This is a genomic window from Melioribacter sp., assembly GCF_049325435.1.
Lineage (GTDB): Bacteria > Bacteroidota > Ignavibacteria > Ignavibacteriales > Melioribacteraceae > Melioribacter > Melioribacter roseus.
This window is the reverse complement of record NZ_JBMOLD010000002.1, coordinates 1-24,047: the sequence shown is the minus strand read 5'-3', so window position 1 is coordinate 24,047 and position 24,047 is coordinate 1. Positions and strand designations below refer to the sequence as shown.

Sequence of the window (24,047 nt, the reverse complement as noted above, 5' to 3'; positions counted from 1 at the left end):
TTGATTTCGTGTTTTATTTTTATTTTATTTGCACTCGCATGTCTTATTTAATTATTACGGAGGTATTATGAAAAAGTCGATTTTGTTGGTGCTCGTTGGCAAAAGAAAAGAAGAAGCCGTTAAAGTGCAACAAATTCTTACTGCCTGGGGCTGCATGATCAAAACGCGCCTGGGAATACACGACGGCGTTCTGGAAAATTGTTCGGACAGCGGCTTGATTATGTTAGAACTTGTCGGAGAAGACGAAAAGAAAGAAGAGCTCGAAAGAAAACTCTCCGTTCTTCCGGGCGTAACGGCAAAACTAGTCAACCTGGAAGTAACAGAATAATTTAAAGAATTTCAAAATCAACGAAGCGACGCTTTCGGATTTCAATTGCATTCAACGCGAGCGAAATATACATATTTTGTTACTTAAATCGCATTACAACTTTCGGGTTGGTTAATTCTCTTAAAGCGTCGCTACCGATCCACCCGGCGGATTTAGAATCCGACGTTTTCAGTTCTTTTGCTACTCCGACAGCCAGTTTATTCAAACGTCTATTTCTTTTCCCTATTTGACGAAGCGCCCAGTTAACCGCTTTTTTCACGTAATTCCTTTCGTCGACCGAACAACGTTTTATGTCGTTGAAATAAACCTCGAATCTTCCGTCCTCCGCTTTTTTATCGTGGACGGCAAGCGCGGCAATCAATGCAAATGCAGCGCGGCGCACAAACTCTTTGTCGCTTTTCATCCATTCGTCGACTTTTTTGTAGGCGTAAGGCGTTTTCCGGAACAGATGGATGCACGTCCCGTCGCATATATCCCACGAATCGAAATCGCTTACCCATTTGTCCATTTGAGTTCCGGTCACTCTATCTACTTCTTCAATCATAACAGCCAGATGGCGGGCTTCGCGATAGCCGGACTCCCACAATTCCATTGCCAGCTCGTGATTCTTTCCAATCCGTTTCGCTATTTCTCTCAATTCATTTACGCTTATGCCGAATGCTTTTTCAACGTTGATGCCGTATCTCGCCATTCCGGCTTTGTTCTTTTCATCGCTTTTCGACGAAAGTAGACTCACGACTTTATCTTTTGTCCAACCGGCTTCTTTCATTTCAGTTTCAGTCCGTACAATTTTTCTTCACTGTCGGATACAATATAGATCGCTTTGTTTTTATGATCTATCGCAATTCCTTCCATCTGCTTAATATTCGTATCGTAGGCTTTTAATATATTCAATTCGGTGTCGAGCTTTAGAATTTTATTGTCTTCGTCGCTTGTCATCCAGAGAGAATTATCGACATTGTCGTAAAACAATCCTGAAACGTCTCTTACAAAATCAATTTCTTTTCTTTCGATTTCATTAAACAGACTGTCGTATTTGACAATCAAAGCCGGATTTTTTTCGTTTGCCACCCAATATGTTTTATTATCCGCATCGTAAGCTATTCCTTCCGGACCGTTGTTAAAAACGCCGTTGTCGAACACGGGTTTTCTATCGATAACCTTGCCGTTTATAGAGACGAAAACTACTTCACGGCTTTCTTCGCTCAATACCGCCAGGGTAGAATCGTCGACAAAAGCAATGCCTTCCAAGTCGCCGTCGGGAATTTCAACCCTTTTCAGTATTTCCCCGTTCGTACTCAGCTGATATATGCCGTGATTTTCGTCGCTGACGCTCCAGAGTTCGTCACGTAATTTATCGTAAGCCAGGCCAGACGGTTCGGGTAAGGCGAGTTTTACCGACCAATCTATTTTGTAATATTCTGTTTCGGACTGGCATGCAGTCAATAGAAGGCATAAATAAAAAAATAAAAGAATGTATGTTTTATACATGACACCACAATGTTAGTATTAAATTTATAAATGCGACGTAGAATAATCGGTTTATAACAATCCGTAATAGACGCCGAATTCCAAGTAAATAGTTCAGAATAAATTTTACCATTGGAGAGCTTCTTCAATTTTATCGTCCCGTCCGAATAAAATCAATTCGTCGCCTTCCCGTATAACATAATTCGGATCGGGCACGACGACGTCCTTATCATTTTCGTCAAAAGGAGACTTCGTTTTCTTAACCACGAGCACTTCCAGTCCGTAACGGCTTCTAATTTTAAGATCGGTGAGCGATTTGCCCACAAATTCGGGAGGAGCCGTTTTTTCCAGTATGGAATATCCTTCAAAGACCTGAGTTTTCTTAATTTTCGATACCGTCAAAAGCTCGTGCGACAAGCCTTCTACTATATCGGTTTTAAGACTTTCTTTGTTATAAGCGGCAATAACGTCGTGACGGCTTATAGTTCCGAGAATTTTATTCCCGTCCGAATTGCTGACCACGGGGAATTCATCGGCGTCTTTTGCCTCGAATTTTTTCAGTACGGAATCGAGCGTTTCGTCTTCGCGTATTAACGTAACAGACGAAGACGCCACATCCCTTGCCACAAGAACGTTTCTCAGATGTTCGTATTCCGTAATTATCGGTCTCAATTCGGCTTCCGTAATTGTGCCCGTAATTTTTCCGTCTTCATCGATCATATAGAAAGTATTATGAGAGCTTTCAATAAGATGTTTCACTATTTCCGGCAGAGGCGTATCATCCTTTACCAATACGATATCGCTTTTCATTACTTGTTTTGCCGTCAGCGATTTAAGCAAATTAATTTCGCCTTTGGCGGAGACTCTATAACCTTGCTTTTCGAGATGATGCTCGTGTATCGATTTTTTCAATACTATCTGAACTATCATCGTGCTTGCGACAACAGCGAGCATCAAAGGCAGAATGAACGAGTAGTCTTTAGTCATTTCGAAAATGATAAGTATCGAAGAAATGGGGATGAAATTCACTCCGCCGAGCACCGCGCCCATTCCAACCAATACAAACGCCGTAGTGTCGAACTGATAACCGAGCAGATAATTCAGTCCCGTGCCGTAGAGGAATCCCAGGCAGGCGCCCATAAACAACGACGGGGCAAAAATTCCTCCGAAACCGCCGGAGTTCAAAACCATCGGCACAAGTAAAAATTTCAATATCAACAAAACGGCCACCACCTGCCAGGCGAGCGAATTCGATAAAATATGATTGATGCCGTTATAGCCGATTCCGAAGATATCTTTGTAGAAATAGCCCGCAACTCCCATAACAAGTCCGACAAAAGTCATCAGCGCCCAGCGCGGGACTTTTTTCAAAATCTTTTTATTGATAATACTGTCAAGCGAATTTGAATATCTTATAAAAAAGAGGGAGAGCAGTCCGGCAATTATTCCGAGTATGGCATAATAATACAGATTGAGATAATCCCCAACCTGAGGTGTGTGAAAATGGAAAATCGATTTATTTCCGAGGAAAGCGCGTGAGACGGCGCTCGAAGTTACAGAAGATAATATCAAAGCTGGAAACGTCGACGTGGAGAATTCATTTAACAACACGATTTCCAGCGCAAAGAATATGCCGCCCATCGGAGTGTTAAAGATAGCGGCGATAGCAGCGCCGGCGCCTGCCGCGGTCAAAACTTTTTTCTTTGTTTCGGAAAGACCGAATAAATATGCAAGTTTATTCGCCAATCCGCCGCCCAATTGTGCCGCCGGTCCTTCGGGGCCTACAGTGTTGCCCGAACCGATACTTATAACCGGAGCAATAAAATGAAAAATCGTATTTCGCAAGGGTATCCGGTAGCCTTTGGTTGCAACGGCTTTAATAACTTCGACTACGCCGCGATTCTTTGCAATATCGGGAGCTCCGTAAATCATTAAACTTTGAATAAACATGCCTATCGCCGGCAAGGCTATTACAGCCGCAGCTCCCAAAAAATAGAGACCGTTAGCCGTCTGTTTGAAAAAGAGTTCGTTAAAGAAGTCGATCGACTCGTGAAATACTACAGTTGCAAATCCGACTACGACTCCCATAATTACCGAATAAACCACATAACTTGTGTAATCGTAGTCGAGAATTTTCTTTGTGTTGAATACCTTTAAATTTTCTTTCAGAACTTCGTAATGTTTTCTCATCAGCCTTAAGCCGTTCTTCTTATTACGACAACCGTAGCGTCGTCTTCCCAATCATTTTTTCCGCCGTATACGTATAGCGTGTCAAAAATTATTTCGATTATTTGTTCCGGTGTTTTATCGTAATGTTGCTCAATAATTTTTTTAAGACCGGTAACGTCGAAGTCGTTTTGTTTGCCGTTTTTTCTTTCGATAATTCCGTCGCTGTAAAGCACCATCAGGTCGTTCGGTTTAAGGTAAGCATAGCCTCGTTGAAGTTGAATTTCGGGCAATGCGCCGAAGACCAGGCCGGTCGACGGCATTTCCCTGAATTCCCGACCGTCATAAATAAGAGGCGAGGGATGTCCCGCATTCACATAAAGAATATTTCCGTTTTTTTCTATTTCTGCGTAAACGAGCGAAACGAAACTCGTCGAATAGACGCTCCTGTAAATCACGTTATTAAGTTTCTTGAAAGTATAAACCATTTTCAGATGTTTTTCGAGACCCATTCTCAAACCCGTAACAACGTCGCGCACGAGGAGAGCTGCCGGCAGTCCGTGTCCGCTCGCGTCGCCGACGCAAACGCCGAACACGTCGTCGTCGAAATCGAAAAAATCGTAAAAGTCGCCGCCTACCAACTCGGCGGGAATCGACCTTGCGGCAATTTGAAGTCCTTCCACTTCGGGTATGTTAACGGGCAGCAAACTCTGCTGAATTTGAACCGCTTGCTCCATTTCGTCTTTGACGGCTTCGGAAGTAAGTCGATAATTCAGAACTGTTCTTACGGCGTTAAAACAAAATTCGATTTCCTCGCGTATCCAACCGCTTTTTAATTCGAAGACGAATATCCATCTGCTGTCCGGACTTTTGACGCTTATAGCCGCCGGTATTCTGTAATCTTTTTTCAGCAAAACCGACGAATCGATCGTAAAATTCGGATCGTCGAAAATATAAGTTTTCGATTTAAGCAGAGCTTGCATTGGCTCGGAGTCGGCGGGAATTTCGGTTAAATAATTTTTCTTGTTGTCTTTGGGAGATACGAGCACGAACTTATCGTCCTGCTCCACATAGATGCGACCGTTACAAATGTGTAAATCTTCCCCGAAAGTCTTTTCGAGCTCCTGCGCGATTGTAAAAAGAAAATCCTCGCCCGATTTTTCGGTGCCTATTTTTGCCAGCAGAGAATCGAGCTTTCGGTAAAATATTTTCGGGTCTATCATAATTATCCTCTATTTGACTTGTAAATTTAGCAAAACGAGAGAAATGATGTAGGCTTACAGAATAAAATTATCGTTAATATTTTCAAGAACTTGACTAAACGAATCGGGCGCTTCCGCTCTCAGCTTAAAAGTTCTTCCTCCATATTCAAAACTTATCGATTCGGCATGCAGCATAAGACGTGGATACTTTTTTTGAATTTCGCGATTGCCGTATTTCAAATCGCCCGCTATGGGACATCCGATCGAATACATGTGAACCCTCAGCTGATGCCGTCTGCCAGTAAGAGGATTCAATTTAACGAGAGTGTGGACGTCGTAATAATTTAATACTTCATAATAGGTTTCCGACGGTTTGCCTTTTTTTTCGTCGACGCCCATTCGACCCGATCCGAATTGACGCAGCGGATTGTTTATGATTCCCTCTTCATACTCGGGCTTGCCGATAACGAGCGCTTTGTAAGTTTTATGAACGTTCCTGCTTTCAAAAAGAAGACTCAATTCTCTATGGGTTTCGCCGTTGAACGCAAAGAGCATTACGCCGCTCACCTCTTTGTCGAGCCGATGAACTATATAAATCTTCTTCGAATATTTCTCCGACAATAAATTATACAGACTCGCAACAGTTTTATCGTTTTCCGGAATTGCGGCTATACCTTCCGGCTTATTGACCGCAATCAGATTTTCATCTTCGTAAAGTATCTTAATCTCCAATGTCAATCCTGCATAATTAGTTCGTATTTACCTTCCGTTGTTTCAACGAACCCCATTTTTTTCAAATACTTTTGATGAGCTTTGTTGCCCGGTTCGCTAATAATTCTCTTTATGTTTTTCTTTTTGAAGTAATTTTGAAAAACGAACCTGCCCACTTTGAAGTCGCGATAACCCGGAATAACATAATCCAGTTTAACCAAAAGAGCGTCGCCCGGGAGGTATTCCGCGCACACCAATCCCGCGGGAACGGAATTTCGCAATACGAAAATAATCGTCCAGTCCGGTTGAGGATCGAACGAAAAAGTCGGGATATATTTCTTTATTTCCTTTTCGTGAAATTTCAAAAAGTATCCGAGAAAATCGGAATCGTGTTTTACTTCGAGAATGTCAAAGTATTCTTTTCGGGAAAATATTTCAGCTAGATAGTAGATGTTGACGATTGCAATAAATCCGTTTACCAGAGCCACCGGATAAGCGTTTATTATTATGCCGTAAATCGTAAAAATTACCGAGCCGATAAAATTGATAATCCTGAGCTTTACAATCGAACTCATCATCAACGATACGGCTACCAACACCGAAGCGACATAGCCGATCAATTCCGTCATTGGTATTTCCATGTTTCCTTCCTCGCCTTTTTGAGTTACTTTCTTTATACAAGAAATCTTATTTTTACCTTACAAATAAAAACAATTTATAATGGAAAACCACCCCGTTATCAGTCTGGACGACGTAATAAGACCGACGCATTTGGTTGTCGATCTGAAAATAATAAAAGAAAATTTCCGCAGAATAAAGGAAGCGGTCAAACCTTCGAAAGTAATGCCGATATTAAAAGCCAACGCTTACGGGCACGGCTTAATCAAAATTGCGCAGACACTCGAAAAAGAAGGGGCAGATTACCTCGGAGTCGCATTTCTGGAAGAAGGAATTCTGCTTCGTCAGCAGGGAATTAAGACGCCGATACTCGTACTCGGCGGCATCTGGGGAAACCAGATACCTACTTTTCTCAAATACAATCTTACCATGACGGCTTCTTCTATCGATAAAGCGCGTCAGATAGACAGCGAAGCCCGCAAGCAAAACACAATTGCGAAAGTGCATTTGAAAATCGACACGGGCATGGAACGCATCGGCGTTCATTATTACAATGCGCCCAAATTCTTCGACGAAGCGGTAAAACTGAAGAACATCGGGATAGAAGGTATTTATTCGCATTTTGCCAATGCGGACATTTGCAATACCGATTACACGAAATTACAATTCGACAGATTTATGCAGTCTCTCGATTATTTCGAACGACTCGACTACGCTCCTGTAATTCGGCATATATCCAATTCGGGCGGAATTCTCCAATTGCCGGAGGCAAATCTGGATATGGTCAGACCCGGTATAATGCTCTACGGCGTCTATCCTTCGCAGGAAATCAAAAGAACAATCGAAGTTAAACCCGCCTTGACCTGGAAATCTCTCGTAATCTATTTTAAGGTTATTAAAGCGGGTCATCCCGTCGGCTACGGCTCAAAATGGATCGGGGAAAAGGACGTACGCGCGGTGACGGTTCCCGTCGGATACGGCGACGGTTATATGAGAAGAATGTCGGGGAAAGCCCGCGTAATAATTAACGAAAAAAAATACCCCGTCATCGGAACGATATCGATGGATCAAATTGTGGTTAACATCGATTGCGATTCGGCGTACAACGGAGACGAAGTTATATTAATAGGCAAACAGGGCAAGAGCGAAATAACTGTTGAAGACCTTGCCCGCTGGGCGGAAACAATTCCGTATGAAATACTGACCAACATAAACACGCGCGTGCCGAGAATTTACATCGATTAATTATTCAAGCCGTATGTTTTGCGCCTGCTATGGTATATTAAATATCCCGCTATTCCAGCCGCCAGCAAAATCAAAACCCAGTAGTACCATTTGAATTCTTCTTCGGGTCCCAATTTATTTTTCCAGCCAACCAGTTGCGCTTCGATTGTGTCTTTATCCGCCTCGGTCATCATGTTGTTTTCGATCAACACGGGAATCCACTCCGGCAGCACTTTATCGTAATAGACAGAATCGGTAAAGGTCTTAAAAACCTCATACGATTTGTCTTTGCCTTTTACTTCCATATTCTTTAGTTCGTCTTCCACGAACGATTTGACGCTGTATACAAATTCCTCGCCGTTATTGAACGGAAGAAGCGGCAATTCTTTCGATCTGAATTCTACGTAAATCGAGTTCCAGATTTCCTTGTCGACTCTGCTTTTCCATTCGTAAAAAAGATTATTGATATTCGCCAGTTGCTCTTCTTTTTCTTTCTTGTCCAGATAAATCTCGCTCAGTTTAGGCGATATTCTTCTCCACAATTTACCAAACTCGGTCTGTTGTTTTTTAATTTCAGCAAGGTCTTCGGGTTTTAGTTCGGTAATTCTCATAAAATGAATATTATCCGTCAAAGTTCTCTCTATATTAAAGAACAATTCGGCATTTTCTATTTTTAACCTGTAGCCCGCTTTCTCGGCTTCGTTCAAAGCGGCGGGAGTTTTGGCAAGGTCCAGAACAAGCGAATCGATAATATCGCGTATCAGCAGGTCTCTTTTTTCGAGATTGCTTTTCAATTGGGCAATCAGATTATTGAGAGCGGCAATAGTTGCGGCGTCTTTATCCGCCTGACGCCGGAGCGCGTCTATTTTCGCAATCAAATCTTTATTCCTTTCATTCAATTCGGTCAGTTCGGTTTTCAGGTTTGCAATTTCCGTTTTCAGTTCGGTAATTTGGCTGAATTCATTTTGACGGAGCGAAATTGCGCTAAAAAGTTTTTCTAAAGACGACTCGAAATTTTCCGGATACAGCGAGTCGTCGAGCAAAGACTTGTGTTTTAAATATTCCTCCCGTAATTCCAGCGCCCGTTCATAAATTGAATTGCAAGCCTCGAGCGACCCGGCTTTTTTTATTTCATCCGTCAATTGTCCGTACTTTTCCTTGAACGACAGGACTATTTCATAATCCGACTGGCAAAAGTAATTATTGTAGAGCGCCGTCAGCAACATAAAGACTATCATTAATCTTTTCATCTTTACCTCACAATACCGGTTTTGTTCATCAAAAATTTGTTTTGTCCGTCGATCAATTCGACGTAAGGCGAACGCTGATTCATCGCCGGATTTTCAAGAAATTTATCTGCGTAAATATTTATTTTTTTGTATAACTTCATTCCGCTCTCAGCCGGCAGAAACAAATACACGTGTTTGAATCCCTGCGAAGTAATATAATAGTATCCTTCGGAATCCCGTATAATCCTCACCTGCTTATTGGCGGTATTCGACGAATCGCCGGTTTCTTCAAAGAAGAGAGGATTTACATTGACTGAAAACGTATAGCGTTTTTCGTACACATAACCCTTTTCGTCCACATTAAGAACCGACTCAACCGGCCAGGAAAAATCCGCCGGCTTTAGCATTAATACCGTGCAAGAGGAAAGAGCCGCCGATAATACAAGCGCAATAAATATCTTCTTAATCATCACTAAAATCCCTTTTTTGAACCGCTGATAACATACGCAATTTATATTTCAAATTGAATACTACGCCTACTATTTTTCTTTTTTTTGAGCGATATATTGACTAAGTTATTAATCATTTAAAAACATCGAAAGGAAATACTATGAAAAAAATTATTTCGTTTCTATCAATAATCGTATTCTTATCGGGAATTTCTTACGGTCAGGACGACCCGGCGGCTATGGAAGCCTGGATGAAATATATGACTCCGGGTCCGATGCACGAAATGTTGTCGAAAATGGCGGGCGACTGGAAAACCGTAATGACAATGAAAGGTCAGGGCGGACAGGAAATGAAAAGCGAAGGCACGGCAAAATTCGAAATGATTATGGGCGGCAGATACCTGAAATCGACTTTTAAAAGCGACATGATGGGAATACCGATGGAAGGCATGGGTATCGACGCTTATGACAACGCCAAGAAAGAGTTTATCAGCGTCTGGATCGACAATATGGGAACCGGCGTGACCGTGCTCAAGGGCAACCTCGATCAGGATACAAAAACTCTCACATATTACGGAACTACAGTCGACCCGGCTTCGGGAGAGGATTCCAAAATCAAATCCGTAACAAAAATAATCGACGAGAACAATCATAAATTCGAAATGTACAGCGTTATGCCCGACGGCTCCGAAGTATTGATGTTCGAAATGGATTACACAAGAATAAAATGATTCTCAATCCGATACCGGTTTGAAGTTCGGAGAAAAATTATTCGCATTGAAACCGGGCATCTCGTTGAGTTGTCCGGTTTCTCTGTTATAAAACCAGAGATTCTTCTTAAATCCGTTGTCTACCGTAACGGCTACAATTTTACCGTCGGAAGAAATAACAGGGTCGTCGGCAAAATCCGAAAAGCTTACAAGCTGTCTTTGATTGCTTCCGTCGGAATTCATCACGAAAATTTCGGATCTGCCGTTTCTGTTGCTTACAAAAATAATTTCGCCGCCGTCGGGCGTAAATAGCGGTTTGTTGTTCCATTCCTCGGTATTTGTCAAACGAATTCTGTTCGACCCGTCCGAATTCATTATGAAAATTTGCGCAACCGTATTTGTATAAGCGACGGAAACAACGCGGGATCCGTCGGGCGAATAATTACAATATACTTCGTAGTCTTCTGTCTCCGTAATTTTATTCAAATCCGAGCCGTTAATATTGACGGAATAAATTTCGGAAGCGTTGCCGTTCTGCAGAACAAAGATCAGGCGGGCGCCGTCGGGCGAAAAATTAACCGAGCGCGGTTTTCCTTCCGGCAAATCCAATATAACTTTGTTTGAGCCGTCACTGTTAACAATCCCGATACTTTCTCCGTCAAGGAACGCAATTTTACTGCCGTCCCTCGAATAAACGGGTTCGCGACCTTCGCTCAATATTTTTTGAGTTTTCGCGGCAATGTCGTATAAAATTATATTCGAGTTTGACTCGCTGCTGTAAGCCGTAAATGCAATTTTAGAGCCGTCCGGCGAATAAACCGGATCGAAATCCCAGGTTTGATTAAAGGTCAATCGTTTTTGCGAAATGCTGTCGAGTCCCGCGCTAAACAGTTCGGTTTTGGCGCCCAATTCCAGACTCGTTTCGCCGCCGCTGTTTCTGTCCGAGACAAAAACAACTTCATATTTTTTTATTACTTCGATATCGGGTTCAAACGGATTTTCTTTATTGCAGGAAACAACCGCAATCAGTGAAACCATCAATAACAAATAGCCTGTCTTTTTCATTTAATCTCCGGTTAATGGATTCAAACTTACTCTACTTAATTCGCCGTTATAATATTACAATTTTTCGACGGTTTTAACGTTAATGTTACAAAATATATTATTACGAGTCGCTTTTTTATTGCGGAGCTAAATATTTTTTTTTGCTTCTTTAATACTATTAATTTTTCTCAAAAATTTATTTTTATTTATTTCACATTCCCACAATCTAACAACTTTCCAACCTTTACTTCTGAGCGTTTTTGTTACAAGTCTGTCTCTCTTTTTATTTCTTTCAATTTTCTTTTTCCAGTATTCGGCGTTATCAGACGGTTTTGTATTTCTACAATTATGCCCATGCCAGAAGCAGCCGTCGGCGAATACAACGACTCTTAGTCTAGGAAACACGATGTCGGGTTTGCCATATAATGGATAATTTCTTCGCCATCCCTTTAACTTGTTTTTCTTAAATATTTCAATAAGTTTTTGCTCTGTGGACTTATTGCCTTTGGATTTAACAGAGCGCATAATTTCAGAGCGTTTTGCTTTTGAAAAAGTGTCAGTCATTTTTATTAATGATCGTTATCCAATCGTCTTGAAATCCAATTGCGTTTAATAAACTATCCGAATCGATAAAGGGAGGTTTTTTTATTCTTAAAATTAATCTTTTCGAAGGCACATCTTCAATTATAGTAAATTGCGAGCCGTGAGGCTGCCAGGTAAAACGATGGGAGTTATCTTTCTTGTTAAAACCTTCTAAGTTTCCGCGTTTATTCCATTTCCAATAATATTTTTCATTCTCATATCTAATTGTCTCAAATTCAAAAACCGAAAAAACATCGAAGCTTTTAGATTTCATTAAGACGACAGTGCGCAAATGCTTAAATTTTTCTCTCACCGCCGATACTCTTTCATTCCATATGTCGAGTATTTTTGCGCCGAGAGGATCCGGGGGAACATTAGTAATTTTCGAATCTCCGAACGAGTACGCAGGAGAGTTTCTTCCCGATATTAATCTTGCTGTTTTTTGGTTTTCAGGATTGTTAGAATAAATTGTTTTCGCGCCCCAAGCGCAGCTATGAAGAATAACGTCGTCTAAACCTACATTCGAAGGACTCCATTCAGCTCCAATACATTTTGCAAATATCTGTTCCCATTCCTCTCCTTCCAAAGATTGGACTTTCTTTGTGGCTAATAAATATATTATTTCTTTGCCTAGTTTACGACCAAAATCTTTTGGAAATTTATTCAATGGATATGGGGGCTTTACTTTATTTACTGTTCTTAGACGGGGAGATTTATCGCTCATTATTCATCCCTGTATTGCAATTTCTGATTTTTGTTTGCTCTCCTCGTAAGCAAAATCCTCAATCCAATGGGGCAAAAAAGCTTCCAATACGGCCTTTATCATATTTACAGGCACGGCATTTCCCGCTTGTTTACGAGTCTGCGCTTCAGAAACAACAATTTTGAAAGATTCAGGAAATCCCTGTAAGCGGAGCATTTCACGAGGAGTTAGTCTTCTAACGCCATTTACCAACAAATAGTTATGGGAGGCTCCCGCTCTTAAAGCGCAGGAATAATCATAAGAGCTTATATGACCCGCCTTATTTTCGTGCCATATAGAAACTTTGTATTCCGACTTATGAGAATTTAACCTTTTCTCTCTGATTCTTTCCGACACATAATATTTTTCATCGACGTTTTTCTCTAGAATTTCTTCGAGCGACCGTCTTTTAGGATAAGGCGGAGGCCAACTAAATAAAATAAATTTATAATATCCAATAATTATTACCCTCTCTCTTTTTTGAGGCAATCCATAATCTAGCGCATTTAATACTTTATAGTCGACATAGTATCCAAGCTCCCTAAGAACTCTAAGAATAGTTTTTAGCGTTCTGCCTTTATCGTGTCCGACCAACATTTTTACATTTTCAAGGACAAAGGCTTTTGGTCTTTTTGCCGAAAGAATTCTAGCTATATCAAAAAACAACGTTCCTCTTGTATCTTCAAAACCTTTCTTTTGTCCAATTATGCTGAATGGTTGGCATGGGAAACCCGCAAATAAAACGTCATGATCCGGTATATCATTTTCATCAATCTTTGTTATGTCGCCGGCGGGATACTCTCCAAAATTCGCAAAATATGCTTCGCGAGCGTATTTATCTATATCGCTTGAAAAAACGCACTTCGGTTTAATTGAATATTCCTTAAAGGCTTGTTCGGCAGCGTACCTAAACCCTCCTATGCCGCAAAATAAATCAATATACTTTATTTCCATGGTATTTTAAACTCGAATTGGAGAATCTATTCAGGAAACAATATAATAAATATCCCGATATATTTAAATTGAAAATGCGCGCCCACATATTAATTTATGACGCAATAATGTCAAATTTATTCGAGCCTTTTGTTGAATCTTTTGGATGCAAGAAAAAGTATTGAAATTCCCATTGATGCCAGTATCAACGTTTCCCGCCACAGCTCGGTAATGCCGATGCCTTTGAGGATAACTCCGCGTATAATAGTAATAAAATATTTCAGGGGAATTATATATGTGATATATTGAATTATCTTCGGCATATTTTCAATGGGAAAAACAAAACCCGAAAGATAAATCATCGGCATCATTACCCCGAAAACCGTTACCATCATTGCCTGCTGCTGCGTTTTGGAAATTGTAGAAATGAAAAGTCCTATGCCCAACGTGGAAAGAATAAAGAGCAATGACGCAAACAGGAAAAAAAGCGCGCGGCCTCTTATCGGAATTCCGAACCAAAAAACCATAACCGAATTGACGAGCAGTATCATTATAAATCCGAGTATGGTAAACGGTAAAATTTTTCCGAGTATCATTTGCCAGGGTTTAATCGGCGTTACAATCAACTGTTCCAGAGTGCCGAATTCTTTTTCCTTTACGATCGCAAGCGAAGTAAGCAGGGTTGTAATAATCATAAGCAGCAACGCGGTAATTCCCGGCACCATAAACACGCGCGTTTTTAATTCCGGATTATACCAGATTCTCGTCTCTGCATTAACCGACTTTAACGGCGATCTGATACCGTTCCTTTCGATTTTTCCCAGCAAAATGTTTTTTGCATAATCGGCTGTAATCGCCTGAACATACCCGAATGCTATAGAACCTTTATTTCCGTCCGAGCCGTCGAGAAGAACCTGAACTTTAGCGCCCGTATTGTTTTCAATATCTTTTTCAAAATCGCGAGGTATAATTAATCCCATCGCCGCATTTCCGTTCATTATGGCGTTTTCAACCTCATCATAATTTTCGCCGGCTCCTTTCATGGTGAAGTAACCGGAATTTACGATTTTCTCCACGTATTTTCGGCTCGAGGAAGACCTGTCTCTGTCGAGCAGATAAAAATCGACATTATTCACATCGAATGTGGCGGCATAACCCAGAATTATTGTTTGCAGAACCGGAGCTGCCAGCACTATTGCAAACATTTTCGGGTCCCGTTTAAGTTGCTGGAACTCTTTTTTTATAAAATGGATTACCGTAGCGAATCCTTTTCCGTTCAACCGTTCAATTCCTTCAGTTGTTTTTTATAATATATTTTCGATGCGGCAATCACAACAATAACCGTGAAAACCGCCATATATAAAAGCTGTTCCCAGAAAACTTCGATCCCCGCTCCCTTCAGAAGTATAGAGCGAAGACAAACTATATAAAATTTAGTCGGAGTTACATTGGAAAAGACCCGAATAACATAAGGCATGCTTTCGATCGGAAATACAAAGCCCGATAAGAGCATCGACGGAAGAAGCGAAATCAGCGTTCCTACCTGAAAAGCCACCTGCAGCGAATCGGCTATGACCGAGACCAGAATTCCGATACCGATTGAAGCCGACAGAAAGAATAATGTGCTGATCAGCAGCCAGAAATAGCTTCCTTTAACCGCTATTCCAAAGAACAGATACCCCGCCGCCAATATTACTCCGGCGTTAATAAATGCAATTACGATATATGGAATTGCTTTGCCCGTTAAAAGTTCGGGAATGTTTATGGAAGACACGTTCAATTGTTCGATTGTGCCGCGCTCTTTTTCCCTTACAATCGACAACGAAATTGTAACGACCGCAATTATTATCAATATCATTCCGATTAATCCCGGAATAAGAAACCGCGTAGAGTTCAAATCTGGATTGAACCAGAAACGGGGCTCGAGCGTAATTGGCGAGGACAATTTAATTCCTCTCGAAGAAAGAAATTCATAATTGAGCTTATTGGAATATCCCGCAGAGGCGGCGTTGACATAATTCATAATTATCGTCGCGGTGTTGCCGTCGACTCCGTCGATAAGAAACTGAATTTCAGCGCTTTCGTTTCTGTTAATCCTTTTTGAAAAATCCGGCGGTATAACCGCAATGCACTGCGCTTTCTTTCTGTCCAGATACTCTTTGATTTCAGCGTCCGATTTAAGATGCGTTACCAAATCGAAGTAATCCGTGCTCAAAAGAGAATTAATAAATTCTCTGCTTTCAGATGAATTGTCTTTATCGAGCGCCGCCAACTGTATATGCTTCACGTCGAAATTAATGGCATACCCGAATACTACGAGCAGGAAAACAGGGAAAAGAAAAATCACGCCCATCATCCTTACGTCGCGCAACAGCTGCCGCGTTTCCTTAATCGCTATGGCTTTAATTCTGTTGAACATGTTTGCTTCCGCGTTCCAGTAAATGAATGAATACGTCTTCCAGAGTGGGAACAATTCGCGTTATACTGTCGACTTTAACGTCTTTCAGATTACAGTATTTTTCTATCGCCCCGGCATCTCGATATTGTTTTTCCGTAATTACGTGAATTTTTTTTCCGAATATAGAAACGTCGATTACAAATTCCGCATTCTTCAGTATTTCCATCAGTTCGACGGGGGCGTCGGTTTCGATCTCAAAAACATTGCCGTCGAGGTAATCCGTTTTGAGTTTTTGAGGATTACCTTCGGCGATCAATCTGCCGGCGTTGATCAGAATAATATCGTTGCAATATTCGGCTTCTTCCAGATAGTGAGTCGTTACCAGGACGGTGGTGCCTTCGCCTGAAAACCGGTTAATCAAATCCCAGAAGTTCCTTCTCGAAATCGGATCGACGCCGCTGGTCGGTTCGTCGAGAAACAATATTTCGGGTTTGTGAATTACCGCCACGCCCAGAGCCAGGCGCTGTTTAATGCCGCCCGGTAAATCACCGGTAAGGACATTTTCTTTTCCTTTAAGATCCGAAATTTCGAGAGCCCATTTTTTCCGTTCTTCGAGCCGCTTTCCTTCCAGTCCGTATACCCCGCCGAAAAAGTCGATGTTTTCTTCAATCGTCAGATCGTTATACAATGAAAAGCGCTGAGACATATAACCGATACTTTGTTTCACTTTATCGGGCTGTTCGACGATACTGAACCCGCCTACTACCGCATCGCCGGTAGTCGGCTCGAGCAAACCGCACAGCATTCGAATTGTAGTCGACTTGCCCGCTCCGTTGGCGCCAAGGAACCCGAATATTTCCCCTTTTTCCACTTTGAAGGAAACGTTGTCTACGGCTGTAAAATCGCCGAATTTTTTCGTTAAATTTTCTACGACTATACTATAACTCATCCCGCTTATTTCCGTTGCTTAATCAAGTACATAAACACATTTTCGATCGAAGGCTCCGTCAATCTTTTATCGGCGACCTCGATATTTCCCGAATTCAATATTTTCAGTATACTTTCAACTTCGTCTTTATTTCGTATCAATATGTTAATTCTGTCGCCGAAGAGTTGGATGTCGTTGTTTATTTCGGAAAGTAATAAATCGTAAGCGTTTTTTATCGGTTTGCATACAATTTCCAGGCTCGTCATACCGATCGATCTTTTTATATTATCCGGAGTGTCGCATGCAATAATTTCGCCGTTATTAAACATCGCCACCCGGCTGCATCTTTCCGCTTCGTCCAGATAAGGCGTCGCCATAACAATGGTAATTTTATCTTTGATCAAATCGGCGAGTATTTTCCAGAAGTCGCGCCTCGATACCGGGTCTACTCCCGTGGTCGGTTCGTCGAGAAACAATATTTCGGGTTTATGAATCAAGCTGCATGCAAGAGCGAGTTTCTGTTTCATACCGCCGGATAGTTTTTCGGCAAGTCGCTTTCTGAAAGGCTTCAATCTGGTAAATTCGAGCAGTTCGTCCCTTCTTTTTTTGTAATCCGATACGTTGTGAATTTCGGCGAAGAATTCGATATTTTCGTCGACGGTGAGGTCGCCGTAGAGACTGAATTTTTGCGAAAGGTAACCGATCCTTTTTTGAATTGCATTTCTATTTTCGGTAATATCCTCTTCGAACAACCGAACTGTTCCCTCGTTGGGATTGAGAAGCCCGCACATAATCCTAATAGCGGTAGTTTTACCTGCGCCGTCGGGTCCAACGAATCCGAACATTTCTCCTTTATTTACGCTCAAGGAAATTCCGCGGAGCGCTTCGATTTCGCCGTATTTACGACGTAAGTTATTTATTTCAATAATATTTTTCATTCAAAACGAACCCAGTTGAATTGTCGCATCGGCGGGAATTCCAGTTTTAAGAACGAACTCCGGATTCGGGATTTCGATTTTAACTTCGAACACAAGTTTTGTTCTTTCGTCTCTGGTCTGAATGTTTTTGGGCGTAAATTCCGCCTCGGGAGAAATATAAATTATTCTGCCTTCGAATGTTCTGTCGGGATAAGCGTCTACCGTCACGTCAACTTTTTGCCCGAGTTTAATTTTAGGCAGATCGGTTTCCGGTATATAAACCGACATTTTAACTTTGCTCAAATCGGATACCTTAAAGAGAGCCGAAAGCATCGTTACCGTTTCGCCTTTTTCTATGAATTTTTTCACTACGAATCCGTCAATCGGCGAAACGACAAAACAGTCGTTCAGACTCTTTTTCAAAAGATCAACCGACGCCCTTGCTTTCTCAACATTCGCTTCGGCTTGTTTAATTTCTTCGGGTCTCGTAATGTTTTTGAGTTTTGTCAGATTTTCTTTGGCGGAGTTGTATTGAGCCGCCATAATTTGATATCGCGTTTCGGCGTCGTCGAGTTGTTTTTTATTTACGGCTCCGGTGTCAAATAAATTTTTGATTCTCTCGAAATCCGTTTTGGCGGAATTAAAATTGGCTGCCGCCTGTTTTAGAACTTCTTCGGCTTGTTTAATATCTTCTTTACGAGCGCCGTTTTTCAACAATGACAATTGAGCTTCCGCAATTTTCAAAGCCGCCTCGGCTTGATTCAATTGCAGTTTGTAGGAAGTCGTATCTATTATGCAGAGAGTGTCGCCTCTTTTGACGCGCTCGCCTTCGTCTTTTAATAAGTCGATTATCCGCCCGCTAACTTGCGAGCTTATCAGAGCTTCGGTCGATTCGATGGTACCCGATTCGACAATACTGTTTTTTCCGTTTTCATTGCAGCCATATAAAAAGACTGCCAACAGAAGAATAAAAATCTTTTTCATTTTCTTCCGACCGTTTGTTTTTAATTATTTTATTATAGACTTCTTTACCTTTATCCGTAAGAATTCCGTTCAGGAAAACGCCAAAAGTATAATCCACGGCTTCTTTCAACGAAAAACTGTTTTCCAGAATAAAGTCGGGATTGATAACGGATTTAACGGAACTCAAAAAGACGGCTAAAATTATCTGCGGAGGAATGTCGACTATATACCCTTCTTCAATTCCCTGTATAAAGACTCTGTAAATATGTTTATTAATTATCCTGGTTCTCATCTCTTCTATTTCCTTCCAGATTTCCGGTTTGTATACGCGAATGTCGTTTATCCAGTTTGCGCTCATCCTGTTTGCGGCCATGGATTTCAAAGTGTCGGCAAGAAGCGCTATTTTTTCTATTGAACTGAGGTCGTCCTTTAAGATATTCCCGATATTCTTTTTGACATTCTTTTTCAAATTTTGAACGGAAGCGCGCAGAAGAGCGTCTTTGGAACGATAATACTTGTAAATTGTTTTTTTACTCATTTTGAGTTCTGCGGCAATCATATCCATAGAGACCTTGCTAAAGCCTTCGCGAAAAAACTTCTCCTGAGCCGCTTTTAATATTCTTTCTCGTTCGCTCATATAACTTTTATTCGGTTGCGACAAACATAATCGATGGAAACTATAAATGCAAATAATAGTTTCTATAGTTTCCCGCCGAAATAAAAGAGAGCGGCTTTTTGCCGCTCCCGGTAAATTCAAAAACCTAATTTTGGTCTGATGTCATCCGGCACTGCGTCTTTATGAACCATAATGGCAATTACTTTTAATTTTGTATATGCCTCCGACATATACCAGTAACCGTCGTACTTTTTATCTTTGGTCCCCCACGAATTTTTTGTGTAGTAGTATTTATTTCCGTTCTCGTCTTTTGCGAGTCCGACTATATGCATCAAGTGGTCGTCGGTTGTAGTTTGATTGTCGAACGTTTCCTGCCGCATTTCCTGGGTAACCGATTTTTCGATTAATTCTTCTTCATCGTTCTCTTCATCTTCGTTGTCGGATTCTTCGACTGGAAGAGTGGCGATTCCTTTTTTCCTGTCGAAAGTTTTTTCGCTGACGTCGCCGTCCCATGCAATCGAGTAGCCGTTTTCGAGCGCGTAATCCATAATGCGCATCAAATCGTCTATCGGAACGTTATAATACAAATCCTTGCTCCAATTGTCGGGTATTTCGAGATCGAACTTGCCGTAGAACGGATGATGGGTAAACGACGTCAATTCAACATAATCGTCGGGATTAAACCCCAGCGAATCGACGAAACTCAAAGGAGTATATTTTTTCCCGTTGTATTCAAATTCAGCAGGCGGCTCTCCCAGATAGATATCGAGCGTAGTTTCTACCAACTGCTTCCAGGCAGGAGTTATCTTGCCGCCTTTTTTCTTAACTACCGTACTCACAATCGATTTAAGCACTGCGTCCATTTCGGCGTGATTATGTTCTTTCTCGCCCTCTTTCAAACCCGAATAAACTTCTTCGGGAACCATCCCATGGCGCCGGATCACGTTCATTACGTCGTGCGCCTGTCCACCCATTCCGAAATTTGTCAGCCCGTTGTATCTGATATAATTTTCGGCTTTTAAGGGATAAGTAAATCTTACGTTCCACATTGGCGAAAGGATATGCGAGCCCTTGCCCATTCTTATTAATTCGGTTTCGATAAACGACGTTGTGGCAAACGACCAGCATGTGCCGGTTTTAGCCTGATTTTTTACCGGCGTTGTTTCCACTTTATAAATCATTTCAAAGCGTTTTTCGTCTTTGTCTTTTTTCTGCGCCGCGGCGACAAACGGAATAACTGCGACGATAAAAATTATTTGTAAAAGTTTTCTGCAGTTCATAGCAATCCCGTATTAATTAACGAATTTGATTTACTTTTTAAAATAACGAGAAATGTAATTATTAACGAGGATTTTTTTATTACCGATCTACAAAATTCGTACTGAAGTAATACACGGCAGGCAGGTTCTTGGTGCGGAAGTTACGGAGTTTTTAGTTAATATATATTTTGTGCCCCGGTTTTAAGCCCGGGTTATTTATGAAAAAGGAAACATGCTTTTAGTCGCATTAAGCACACAGAAAGGAGAGATATGTCCTTCTTTATTCGCAGAGTCACAAAAACTAAAAAATGATCCGGACATTTTGAAGAATCCCTCCCCTGGCGGGATGACGAAAAATCTTAGAACTATGTTCATTAAGACAGAAAAGGAAGGGATTCTTTGTCAGATTCCGTCTGGCCCGGAAAGACAGCGTGAAAATAAATTTTATTGATCTCCCTTCCTATTTTAGTTTGCCGTGTATTATATAATTTTTACCATTTACATAATCTAAGCCGATAAAAAACACATCTTTTTCAAATATATACCCTCGACGTACTACTAATTCTGTATTATATATATTATAAAATTCTTTTCCATTATAATGATATATCCCCTCATCACCTCCTATAAAAAAATCATTTCTGCTTCTCCCGCAAATTATATTACCGTTTATTCCTTTACCACGATTATCCATCCAAAGCGTTAATCTCTTATCGGAATACTTATAAATTTGCGAAGAATGGGAAATAAATATTTCATTGCCGAGTCTTACTACAAATGTCCATCCCCCCAATGATGAAAATATTTCCTTTAATTCTTTACCATCCCAACAGTATACTTTTGCTATAAATCCTTTGGGATCATATATTGTTCCACCCACTACTAATATATCGCTACCAGGAACTATCGCAACGGATTCAAAGCTCGCTTTTGATTCTGGTATATCTACAAACCTCCAATTCGTTCCATTATAATGCATTATAATAGCTTTCCACTTACTTTTTCCATATAACTCTACAAAACCTACGCCATAAATATTGTTCGATGACGTTCCATCAAAATAGTTAATACAAAGTATATCATAACCATCTAATATATAACTTCCAAATAACGACCATTTTGATCCGTTATATCTCCAAATGTTATTATTGTAATCATAATTACCCAACCAAACTTCGTTCTTTGATAATCCCCATATGGCAGTAGGATCAACTGCCCTTGGAATCGAATCGGTTTCCCATTTAATTCCATCATAATGCCATATACTTGTTGCAGACCAGCTGCTTGATCCTACCGCCCAAACATCATTCGGAGAACTTCCCCAGATTCTTCCCAGGTATAATGATTCATAACCCGGATTAATTTCATCCACCTCCCATACATAATCCCGTCTTCCCGCTTCGGGTTCAGTTATTCCTTCTCCGCAGGAATTTACAAGTAGTATTACTACAATAAGAAATGATTTTATCAGGTTTTTCATCGGATTGCCCCCGTTTTACTCTCGTATTAAACTAATTAATTTTACTTTGACAAGATAATAACAATTAGAAAAAAAAAATCAACTCTCTCATTTAAATTTAATGCTTTTTTTATACTTCGTCATTTGGTCTGCAGTTTATCCGGCGCATCGGTTCTGAAGGCGGGGAAAAATATTATTCATTGAGATTCTTCACCCGCCGTTGGCGGGTTCAGAAAGACAGTTCGAAAATAAATTTTATTGATCTCACCTCCTATTTTAGTTTACCATGTAATATGTAATTTATATTATCTAAAGTATAACAAACAAAAAAAACATCCTTTTCGAAGATTATGCCATCCATTAAACTTCCATTGATTGGATACAAATCGACAATATTTTTACCATTATAATGACCTAAATTCCAATTACTATTTTCTGTGAAAAAATCATTTATAGAACGACCTATCAATCTACCTGCATAATTAGTATTCGATAAATCTATCTTCAATAATATTAATTCGCCGCCTGTATATTCATATACTTTTCTATCTGTGTTTACATACAATTTATTACCCAATATTCCTAAAGAATAATCAATTTTGTTTTTGCTTATTAAGGTAATTTCCTCATTTTCATATTTATACAACCAGGCTGGTTCAAGCGGGTCATTAAATGTATAAGCTGTTATTAGTATATCCCCCTTTTCTAAAAATAATACCCTGACAAAATATTCTTTTATTTTCGGGGTACTTAAAATCTTCCATTTCTTTCCGTCGTAATGAACTATAACACCCGTGTAGTCTCCGTTCGTTTTCTCGGCAATTCCTACAGCATATATATCATTTTTATATCCGTAGATATCTTCAAATAATATTCTTTGATATCCCTCAGGTATTATTGTAGTATCCTTCTTCCACTCAAATCCGTTCCACTTCCATATTTCGCTTAGTGTTGTTACCATCCATACTTCGCTGCCTGAAATGCCGTGTATACTAATAGGCGTTATGAATTTTTCAAAATGGTAATTTCTCCATTTTATCCCATCGTATCGCCATACTTTATTGGCTTGTGCGGCAGCATCTCCTACAACCCATACATCATTTGGCGAAGATGCCCATATGCTGCTCAGTAATTGGAATCCGAATTCATCTGAGCGCAAAGTATCTCTTTCCCATACATAATCCCTTCTTCCCGGTTCGGGTTCGGTTATTCCTTCTCTGCAGGAATTTACAAGTAGTATTACTACAATAAGAAATGATTTTATCAGGTTTTTCATCGGATTGCCCCCGTTTTACCCTCGTATTAAACTAATTAATTTTACTTTGACAAGATAGTAACAATTAGAAAAAAAAAATCAACTCTCTCGTTTAAATTTAATGCTTTTTTATTCTTCGTCATTTTGTCTGTATCTTATCCGGCGCTTCGGTTCTGAAGGCGGGGAAAAATATTATTCATCGAGATTCTTCACCCGCCGTTGGCGGGTTCAGAAAGACAGCGCGTCATATTATCTTCATTAGTGTTGGCGGATTCGGAAAGACTGTGACCTTTCCGTCCTTGTATGTTAAAAGTATAAAAAGTTCTTTGAAATAATGAATAAGTTTATTTCCTTGACGGAAGAGAAGGTTTGCGCCTTGGGCTTTGAGCCCGTCGCTAAGTTTTTTCCTTCCGTTCAGGTAAAAGTCGAGGAATAACTTGGCTCAAATGAAGCCGTATTTTACAAGACTGATGTTACCTGAAATTTCTGTAACACAATTAAATTCAAGGGTCTTTTATGCAACAAAACTTTTATCTCGGTATTGATGTCAGCAAAGGATATGCTGATTTTATTATCCTTGACGAAAATAAAAAAGTTGTTGAAGATAATTTTCAGCTTGATGATACCTTTGACGGACACAATAAGTTATACAAAATTCTATCTGGCTTTTTGGCCAAGTATCCCGCCTCAAATATCCTTGCAGCAGTTGAATCAACCTGATCTTGCCCCCATCTTGTAGACAGACAGAAAAGCAACTATATTTAAATTAAAACAAATATAGGAGAACACTAAGATGGGACAAACAAGAAGAACCTACGACAAAGAGTTTAAGCTATCGGCAGTC

General features: G+C 40.5%; 25 protein-coding genes. 4 read left to right on the top strand and 21 right to left on the bottom strand.

Annotated elements, in window-relative coordinates; all coding sequences use genetic code 11:
• The first annotated feature begins 67 nt into the window (after nucleotides 1–67).
• Nucleotides 68–328, top strand: a complete 261-nt coding sequence (locus ACOYVE_RS01700) for a hypothetical protein (protein WP_014855599.1) — start codon at nucleotides 68–70, stop codon at nucleotides 326–328.
• Nucleotides 329–407: 79 nt separating this feature from the next.
• Here ACOYVE_RS01700 and ACOYVE_RS01695 read toward each other — a convergent pair whose 3' ends face one another.
• The 6 genes from ACOYVE_RS01695 to ACOYVE_RS01670 form a co-directional block, all read right to left on the bottom strand.
• A complete protein-coding gene (locus ACOYVE_RS01695) occupies nucleotides 408–1,097 on the bottom strand; it encodes a DNA alkylation repair protein (RefSeq protein WP_422880624.1) in 690 nt (229 codons plus the stop codon).
• The gene (locus ACOYVE_RS01690) at nucleotides 1,094–1,819 is read right to left on the bottom strand and encodes an SdiA-regulated domain-containing protein (RefSeq protein ID WP_422880623.1); all 726 of its coding nucleotides are present in this window, start codon (nucleotides 1,817–1,819) and stop codon (nucleotides 1,094–1,096) included. The genes ACOYVE_RS01695 and ACOYVE_RS01690 overlap by 4 nt, the downstream gene beginning before the upstream one ends.
• Nucleotides 1,820–1,924: 105 nt before the next feature.
• Nucleotides 1,925–3,988, bottom strand: a complete 2,064-nt coding sequence (locus tag ACOYVE_RS01685) for a chloride channel protein (RefSeq protein ID WP_422880622.1) — start codon at nucleotides 3,986–3,988, stop codon at nucleotides 1,925–1,927.
• Nucleotides 3,989–3,993: 5 nt separating this feature from the next.
• The gene (locus ACOYVE_RS01680) at nucleotides 3,994–5,187 is read right to left on the bottom strand and encodes a PP2C family protein-serine/threonine phosphatase (protein ID WP_422880621.1); all 1,194 of its coding nucleotides are present in this window, start codon (nucleotides 5,185–5,187) and stop codon (nucleotides 3,994–3,996) included.
• Nucleotides 5,188–5,241: 54 nt separating this feature from the next.
• Nucleotides 5,242–5,898 carry an RluA family pseudouridine synthase gene (locus ACOYVE_RS01675; protein WP_014855605.1) on the bottom strand — a complete coding sequence of 219 codons (657 nt, stop codon included), beginning with the start codon at nucleotides 5,896–5,898 and terminating at the stop codon, nucleotides 5,242–5,244.
• A 2-nt stretch (nucleotides 5,899–5,900) separates the two neighbouring features.
• A complete protein-coding gene (locus ACOYVE_RS01670; RefSeq protein ID WP_422880620.1) occupies nucleotides 5,901–6,518 on the bottom strand; it encodes a hypothetical protein in 618 nt (205 codons plus the stop codon).
• A gap of 79 nt (nucleotides 6,519–6,597) precedes the next feature.
• Between ACOYVE_RS01670 and alr the strand changes: the two genes are divergently transcribed.
• The gene (gene alr / locus ACOYVE_RS01665) at nucleotides 6,598–7,740 is read left to right on the top strand and encodes an alanine racemase (protein WP_422880619.1); all 1,143 of its coding nucleotides are present in this window, start codon (nucleotides 6,598–6,600) and stop codon (nucleotides 7,738–7,740) included.
• Here alr and ACOYVE_RS01660 read toward each other — a convergent pair.
• Nucleotides 7,737–8,969: a hypothetical protein gene (locus tag ACOYVE_RS01660; protein ID WP_014855608.1), complete on the bottom strand. Its 1,233-nt coding sequence runs from the start codon at nucleotides 8,967–8,969 to the stop codon at nucleotides 7,737–7,739. The two genes, alr and ACOYVE_RS01660, sit on opposite strands and share 4 nt — an antisense overlap.
• A 2-nt stretch (nucleotides 8,970–8,971) precedes the next feature.
• Nucleotides 8,972–9,418, bottom strand: coding sequence for a hypothetical protein (locus ACOYVE_RS01655; protein ID WP_014855609.1), 447 nt, complete (start codon nucleotides 9,416–9,418; stop codon nucleotides 8,972–8,974).
• Between the two features lie 140 nt (nucleotides 9,419–9,558).
• On the opposite strand from ACOYVE_RS01655, the gene ACOYVE_RS01650 reads away from it, so the two are divergent.
• Complete coding sequence (locus ACOYVE_RS01650) at nucleotides 9,559–10,128, top strand: DUF1579 domain-containing protein (RefSeq protein ID WP_014855610.1); 570 nt, start codon at nucleotides 9,559–9,561, stop codon at nucleotides 10,126–10,128.
• A gap of 3 nt (nucleotides 10,129–10,131) precedes the next feature.
• On the opposite strand, the gene ACOYVE_RS01645 is transcribed toward ACOYVE_RS01650, so the two are convergent.
• The 13 genes from ACOYVE_RS01645 to ACOYVE_RS01585 form a co-directional block, all read right to left on the bottom strand.
• On the bottom strand, nucleotides 10,132–11,172 hold the full coding sequence (locus tag ACOYVE_RS01645; RefSeq protein WP_014855611.1) for a TolB family protein: 1,041 nt from the start codon (nucleotides 11,170–11,172) through the stop codon (nucleotides 10,132–10,134).
• Between the two features lie 126 nt (nucleotides 11,173–11,298).
• Nucleotides 11,299–11,715 (bottom strand): very short patch repair endonuclease, encoded by a 417-nt coding sequence (locus ACOYVE_RS01640; RefSeq protein WP_041355860.1) that lies wholly within the window; start codon nucleotides 11,713–11,715, stop codon nucleotides 11,299–11,301.
• The gene (locus ACOYVE_RS01635) at nucleotides 11,708–12,457 is read right to left on the bottom strand and encodes a hypothetical protein (RefSeq protein ID WP_014855613.1); all 750 of its coding nucleotides are present in this window, start codon (nucleotides 12,455–12,457) and stop codon (nucleotides 11,708–11,710) included. The genes ACOYVE_RS01640 and ACOYVE_RS01635 overlap by 8 nt, the downstream gene beginning before the upstream one ends.
• Nucleotides 12,458–12,460: 3 nt before the next feature.
• Nucleotides 12,461–13,429 carry a DNA cytosine methyltransferase gene (locus ACOYVE_RS01630; RefSeq protein WP_014855614.1) on the bottom strand — a complete coding sequence of 323 codons (969 nt, stop codon included), beginning with the start codon at nucleotides 13,427–13,429 and terminating at the stop codon, nucleotides 12,461–12,463.
• 116 nt (nucleotides 13,430–13,545) lie between these two features.
• Nucleotides 13,546–14,688 (bottom strand): ABC transporter permease, encoded by a 1,143-nt coding sequence (locus tag ACOYVE_RS01625; protein ID WP_014855615.1) that lies wholly within the window; start codon nucleotides 14,686–14,688, stop codon nucleotides 13,546–13,548.
• Nucleotides 14,685–15,827 (bottom strand): ABC transporter permease, encoded by a 1,143-nt coding sequence (locus ACOYVE_RS01620; RefSeq protein WP_014855616.1) that lies wholly within the window; start codon nucleotides 15,825–15,827, stop codon nucleotides 14,685–14,687. The genes ACOYVE_RS01625 and ACOYVE_RS01620 overlap by 4 nt, the downstream gene beginning before the upstream one ends.
• A complete protein-coding gene (locus ACOYVE_RS01615) occupies nucleotides 15,811–16,755 on the bottom strand; it encodes an ABC transporter ATP-binding protein (protein WP_014855617.1) in 945 nt (314 codons plus the stop codon). Before ACOYVE_RS01615 ends, ACOYVE_RS01620 begins: the two co-directional genes overlap by 17 nt.
• Nucleotides 16,756–16,760: 5 nt before the next feature.
• Nucleotides 16,761–17,672 (bottom strand): ABC transporter ATP-binding protein, encoded by a 912-nt coding sequence (locus ACOYVE_RS01610; RefSeq protein ID WP_014855618.1) that lies wholly within the window; start codon nucleotides 17,670–17,672, stop codon nucleotides 16,761–16,763.
• Complete coding sequence (locus ACOYVE_RS01605) at nucleotides 17,673–18,635, bottom strand: HlyD family secretion protein (RefSeq protein ID WP_014855619.1); 963 nt, start codon at nucleotides 18,633–18,635, stop codon at nucleotides 17,673–17,675.
• Nucleotides 18,583–19,251 (bottom strand): TetR/AcrR family transcriptional regulator, encoded by a 669-nt coding sequence (locus tag ACOYVE_RS01600; protein ID WP_014855620.1) that lies wholly within the window; start codon nucleotides 19,249–19,251, stop codon nucleotides 18,583–18,585. The genes ACOYVE_RS01605 and ACOYVE_RS01600 overlap by 53 nt, the downstream gene beginning before the upstream one ends.
• Nucleotides 19,252–19,367: 116 nt before the next feature.
• Nucleotides 19,368–20,510, bottom strand: coding sequence for an aminopeptidase C (locus ACOYVE_RS01595; RefSeq protein WP_014855621.1), 1,143 nt, complete (start codon nucleotides 20,508–20,510; stop codon nucleotides 19,368–19,370).
• Between the two features lie 439 nt (nucleotides 20,511–20,949).
• The gene (locus tag ACOYVE_RS01590) at nucleotides 20,950–21,969 is read right to left on the bottom strand and encodes a hypothetical protein (RefSeq protein ID WP_014855622.1); all 1,020 of its coding nucleotides are present in this window, start codon (nucleotides 21,967–21,969) and stop codon (nucleotides 20,950–20,952) included.
• 250 nt (nucleotides 21,970–22,219) lie between these two features.
• Nucleotides 22,220–23,224 carry a hypothetical protein gene (locus tag ACOYVE_RS01585; protein WP_014855623.1) on the bottom strand — a complete coding sequence of 335 codons (1,005 nt, stop codon included), beginning with the start codon at nucleotides 23,222–23,224 and terminating at the stop codon, nucleotides 22,220–22,222.
• A 495-nt stretch (nucleotides 23,225–23,719) separates the two neighbouring features.
• On the opposite strand from ACOYVE_RS01585, the gene ACOYVE_RS01580 reads away from it, so the two are divergent.
• A complete protein-coding gene (locus ACOYVE_RS01580; RefSeq protein WP_422880618.1) occupies nucleotides 23,720–23,923 on the top strand; it encodes a hypothetical protein in 204 nt (67 codons plus the stop codon).
• The last annotated feature ends 124 nt before the right edge of the window (nucleotides 23,924–24,047 follow it).

What these genes read in the sequence shown, in the direction of transcription:
- ACOYVE_RS01700 (WP_014855599.1), top strand. Translation starts at nt 68, where the DNA reads ATGAAAAAGTCGATTTTGTTGGTGCTCGTTGGCAAAAGAAAAGAAGAA.
- ACOYVE_RS01695 (WP_422880624.1), bottom strand. Translation starts at nt 1,097, where the DNA reads ATGAAAGAAGCCGGTTGGACAAAAGATAAAGTCGTGAGTCTACTTTCG.
- ACOYVE_RS01690 (WP_422880623.1), bottom strand. Translation starts at nt 1,819, where the DNA reads ATGTATAAAACATACATTCTTTTATTTTTTTATTTATGCCTTCTATTG.
- ACOYVE_RS01685 (WP_422880622.1), bottom strand. Translation starts at nt 3,988, where the DNA reads ATGAGAAAACATTACGAAGTTCTGAAAGAAAATTTAAAGGTATTCAAC.
- ACOYVE_RS01680 (WP_422880621.1), bottom strand. Translation starts at nt 5,187, where the DNA reads ATGATAGACCCGAAAATATTTTACCGAAAGCTCGATTCTCTGCTGGCA.
- ACOYVE_RS01670 (WP_422880620.1), bottom strand. Translation starts at nt 6,518, where the DNA reads ATGGAAATACCAATGACGGAATTGATCGGCTATGTCGCTTCGGTGTTG.
- alr (WP_422880619.1), top strand. Translation starts at nt 6,598, where the DNA reads ATGGAAAACCACCCCGTTATCAGTCTGGACGACGTAATAAGACCGACG.
- ACOYVE_RS01660 (WP_014855608.1), bottom strand. Translation starts at nt 8,969, where the DNA reads ATGAAAAGATTAATGATAGTCTTTATGTTGCTGACGGCGCTCTACAAT.
- ACOYVE_RS01655 (WP_014855609.1), bottom strand. Translation starts at nt 9,418, where the DNA reads ATGATTAAGAAGATATTTATTGCGCTTGTATTATCGGCGGCTCTTTCC.
- ACOYVE_RS01650 (WP_014855610.1), top strand. Translation starts at nt 9,559, where the DNA reads ATGAAAAAAATTATTTCGTTTCTATCAATAATCGTATTCTTATCGGGA.
- ACOYVE_RS01645 (WP_014855611.1), bottom strand. Translation starts at nt 11,172, where the DNA reads ATGAAAAAGACAGGCTATTTGTTATTGATGGTTTCACTGATTGCGGTT.
- ACOYVE_RS01640 (WP_041355860.1), bottom strand. Translation starts at nt 11,715, where the DNA reads ATGACTGACACTTTTTCAAAAGCAAAACGCTCTGAAATTATGCGCTCT.
- ACOYVE_RS01635 (WP_014855613.1), bottom strand. Translation starts at nt 12,457, where the DNA reads ATGAGCGATAAATCTCCCCGTCTAAGAACAGTAAATAAAGTAAAGCCC.
- ACOYVE_RS01630 (WP_014855614.1), bottom strand. Translation starts at nt 13,429, where the DNA reads ATGGAAATAAAGTATATTGATTTATTTTGCGGCATAGGAGGGTTTAGG.
- ACOYVE_RS01620 (WP_014855616.1), bottom strand. Translation starts at nt 15,827, where the DNA reads ATGTTCAACAGAATTAAAGCCATAGCGATTAAGGAAACGCGGCAGCTG.
- ACOYVE_RS01615 (WP_014855617.1), bottom strand. Translation starts at nt 16,755, where the DNA reads ATGAGTTATAGTATAGTCGTAGAAAATTTAACGAAAAAATTCGGCGAT.
- ACOYVE_RS01610 (WP_014855618.1), bottom strand. Translation starts at nt 17,672, where the DNA reads ATGAAAAATATTATTGAAATAAATAACTTACGTCGTAAATACGGCGAA.
- ACOYVE_RS01605 (WP_014855619.1), bottom strand. Translation starts at nt 18,635, where the DNA reads ATGAAAAAGATTTTTATTCTTCTGTTGGCAGTCTTTTTATATGGCTGC.
- ACOYVE_RS01600 (WP_014855620.1), bottom strand. Translation starts at nt 19,251, where the DNA reads ATGAGCGAACGAGAAAGAATATTAAAAGCGGCTCAGGAGAAGTTTTTT.
- ACOYVE_RS01595 (WP_014855621.1), bottom strand. Translation starts at nt 20,510, where the DNA reads ATGAACTGCAGAAAACTTTTACAAATAATTTTTATCGTCGCAGTTATT.
- ACOYVE_RS01590 (WP_014855622.1), bottom strand. Translation starts at nt 21,969, where the DNA reads ATGAAAAACCTGATAAAATCATTTCTTATTGTAGTAATACTACTTGTA.
- ACOYVE_RS01585 (WP_014855623.1), bottom strand. Translation starts at nt 23,224, where the DNA reads ATGAAAAACCTGATAAAATCATTTCTTATTGTAGTAATACTACTTGTA.
- ACOYVE_RS01580 (WP_422880618.1), top strand. Translation starts at nt 23,720, where the DNA reads ATGCAACAAAACTTTTATCTCGGTATTGATGTCAGCAAAGGATATGCT.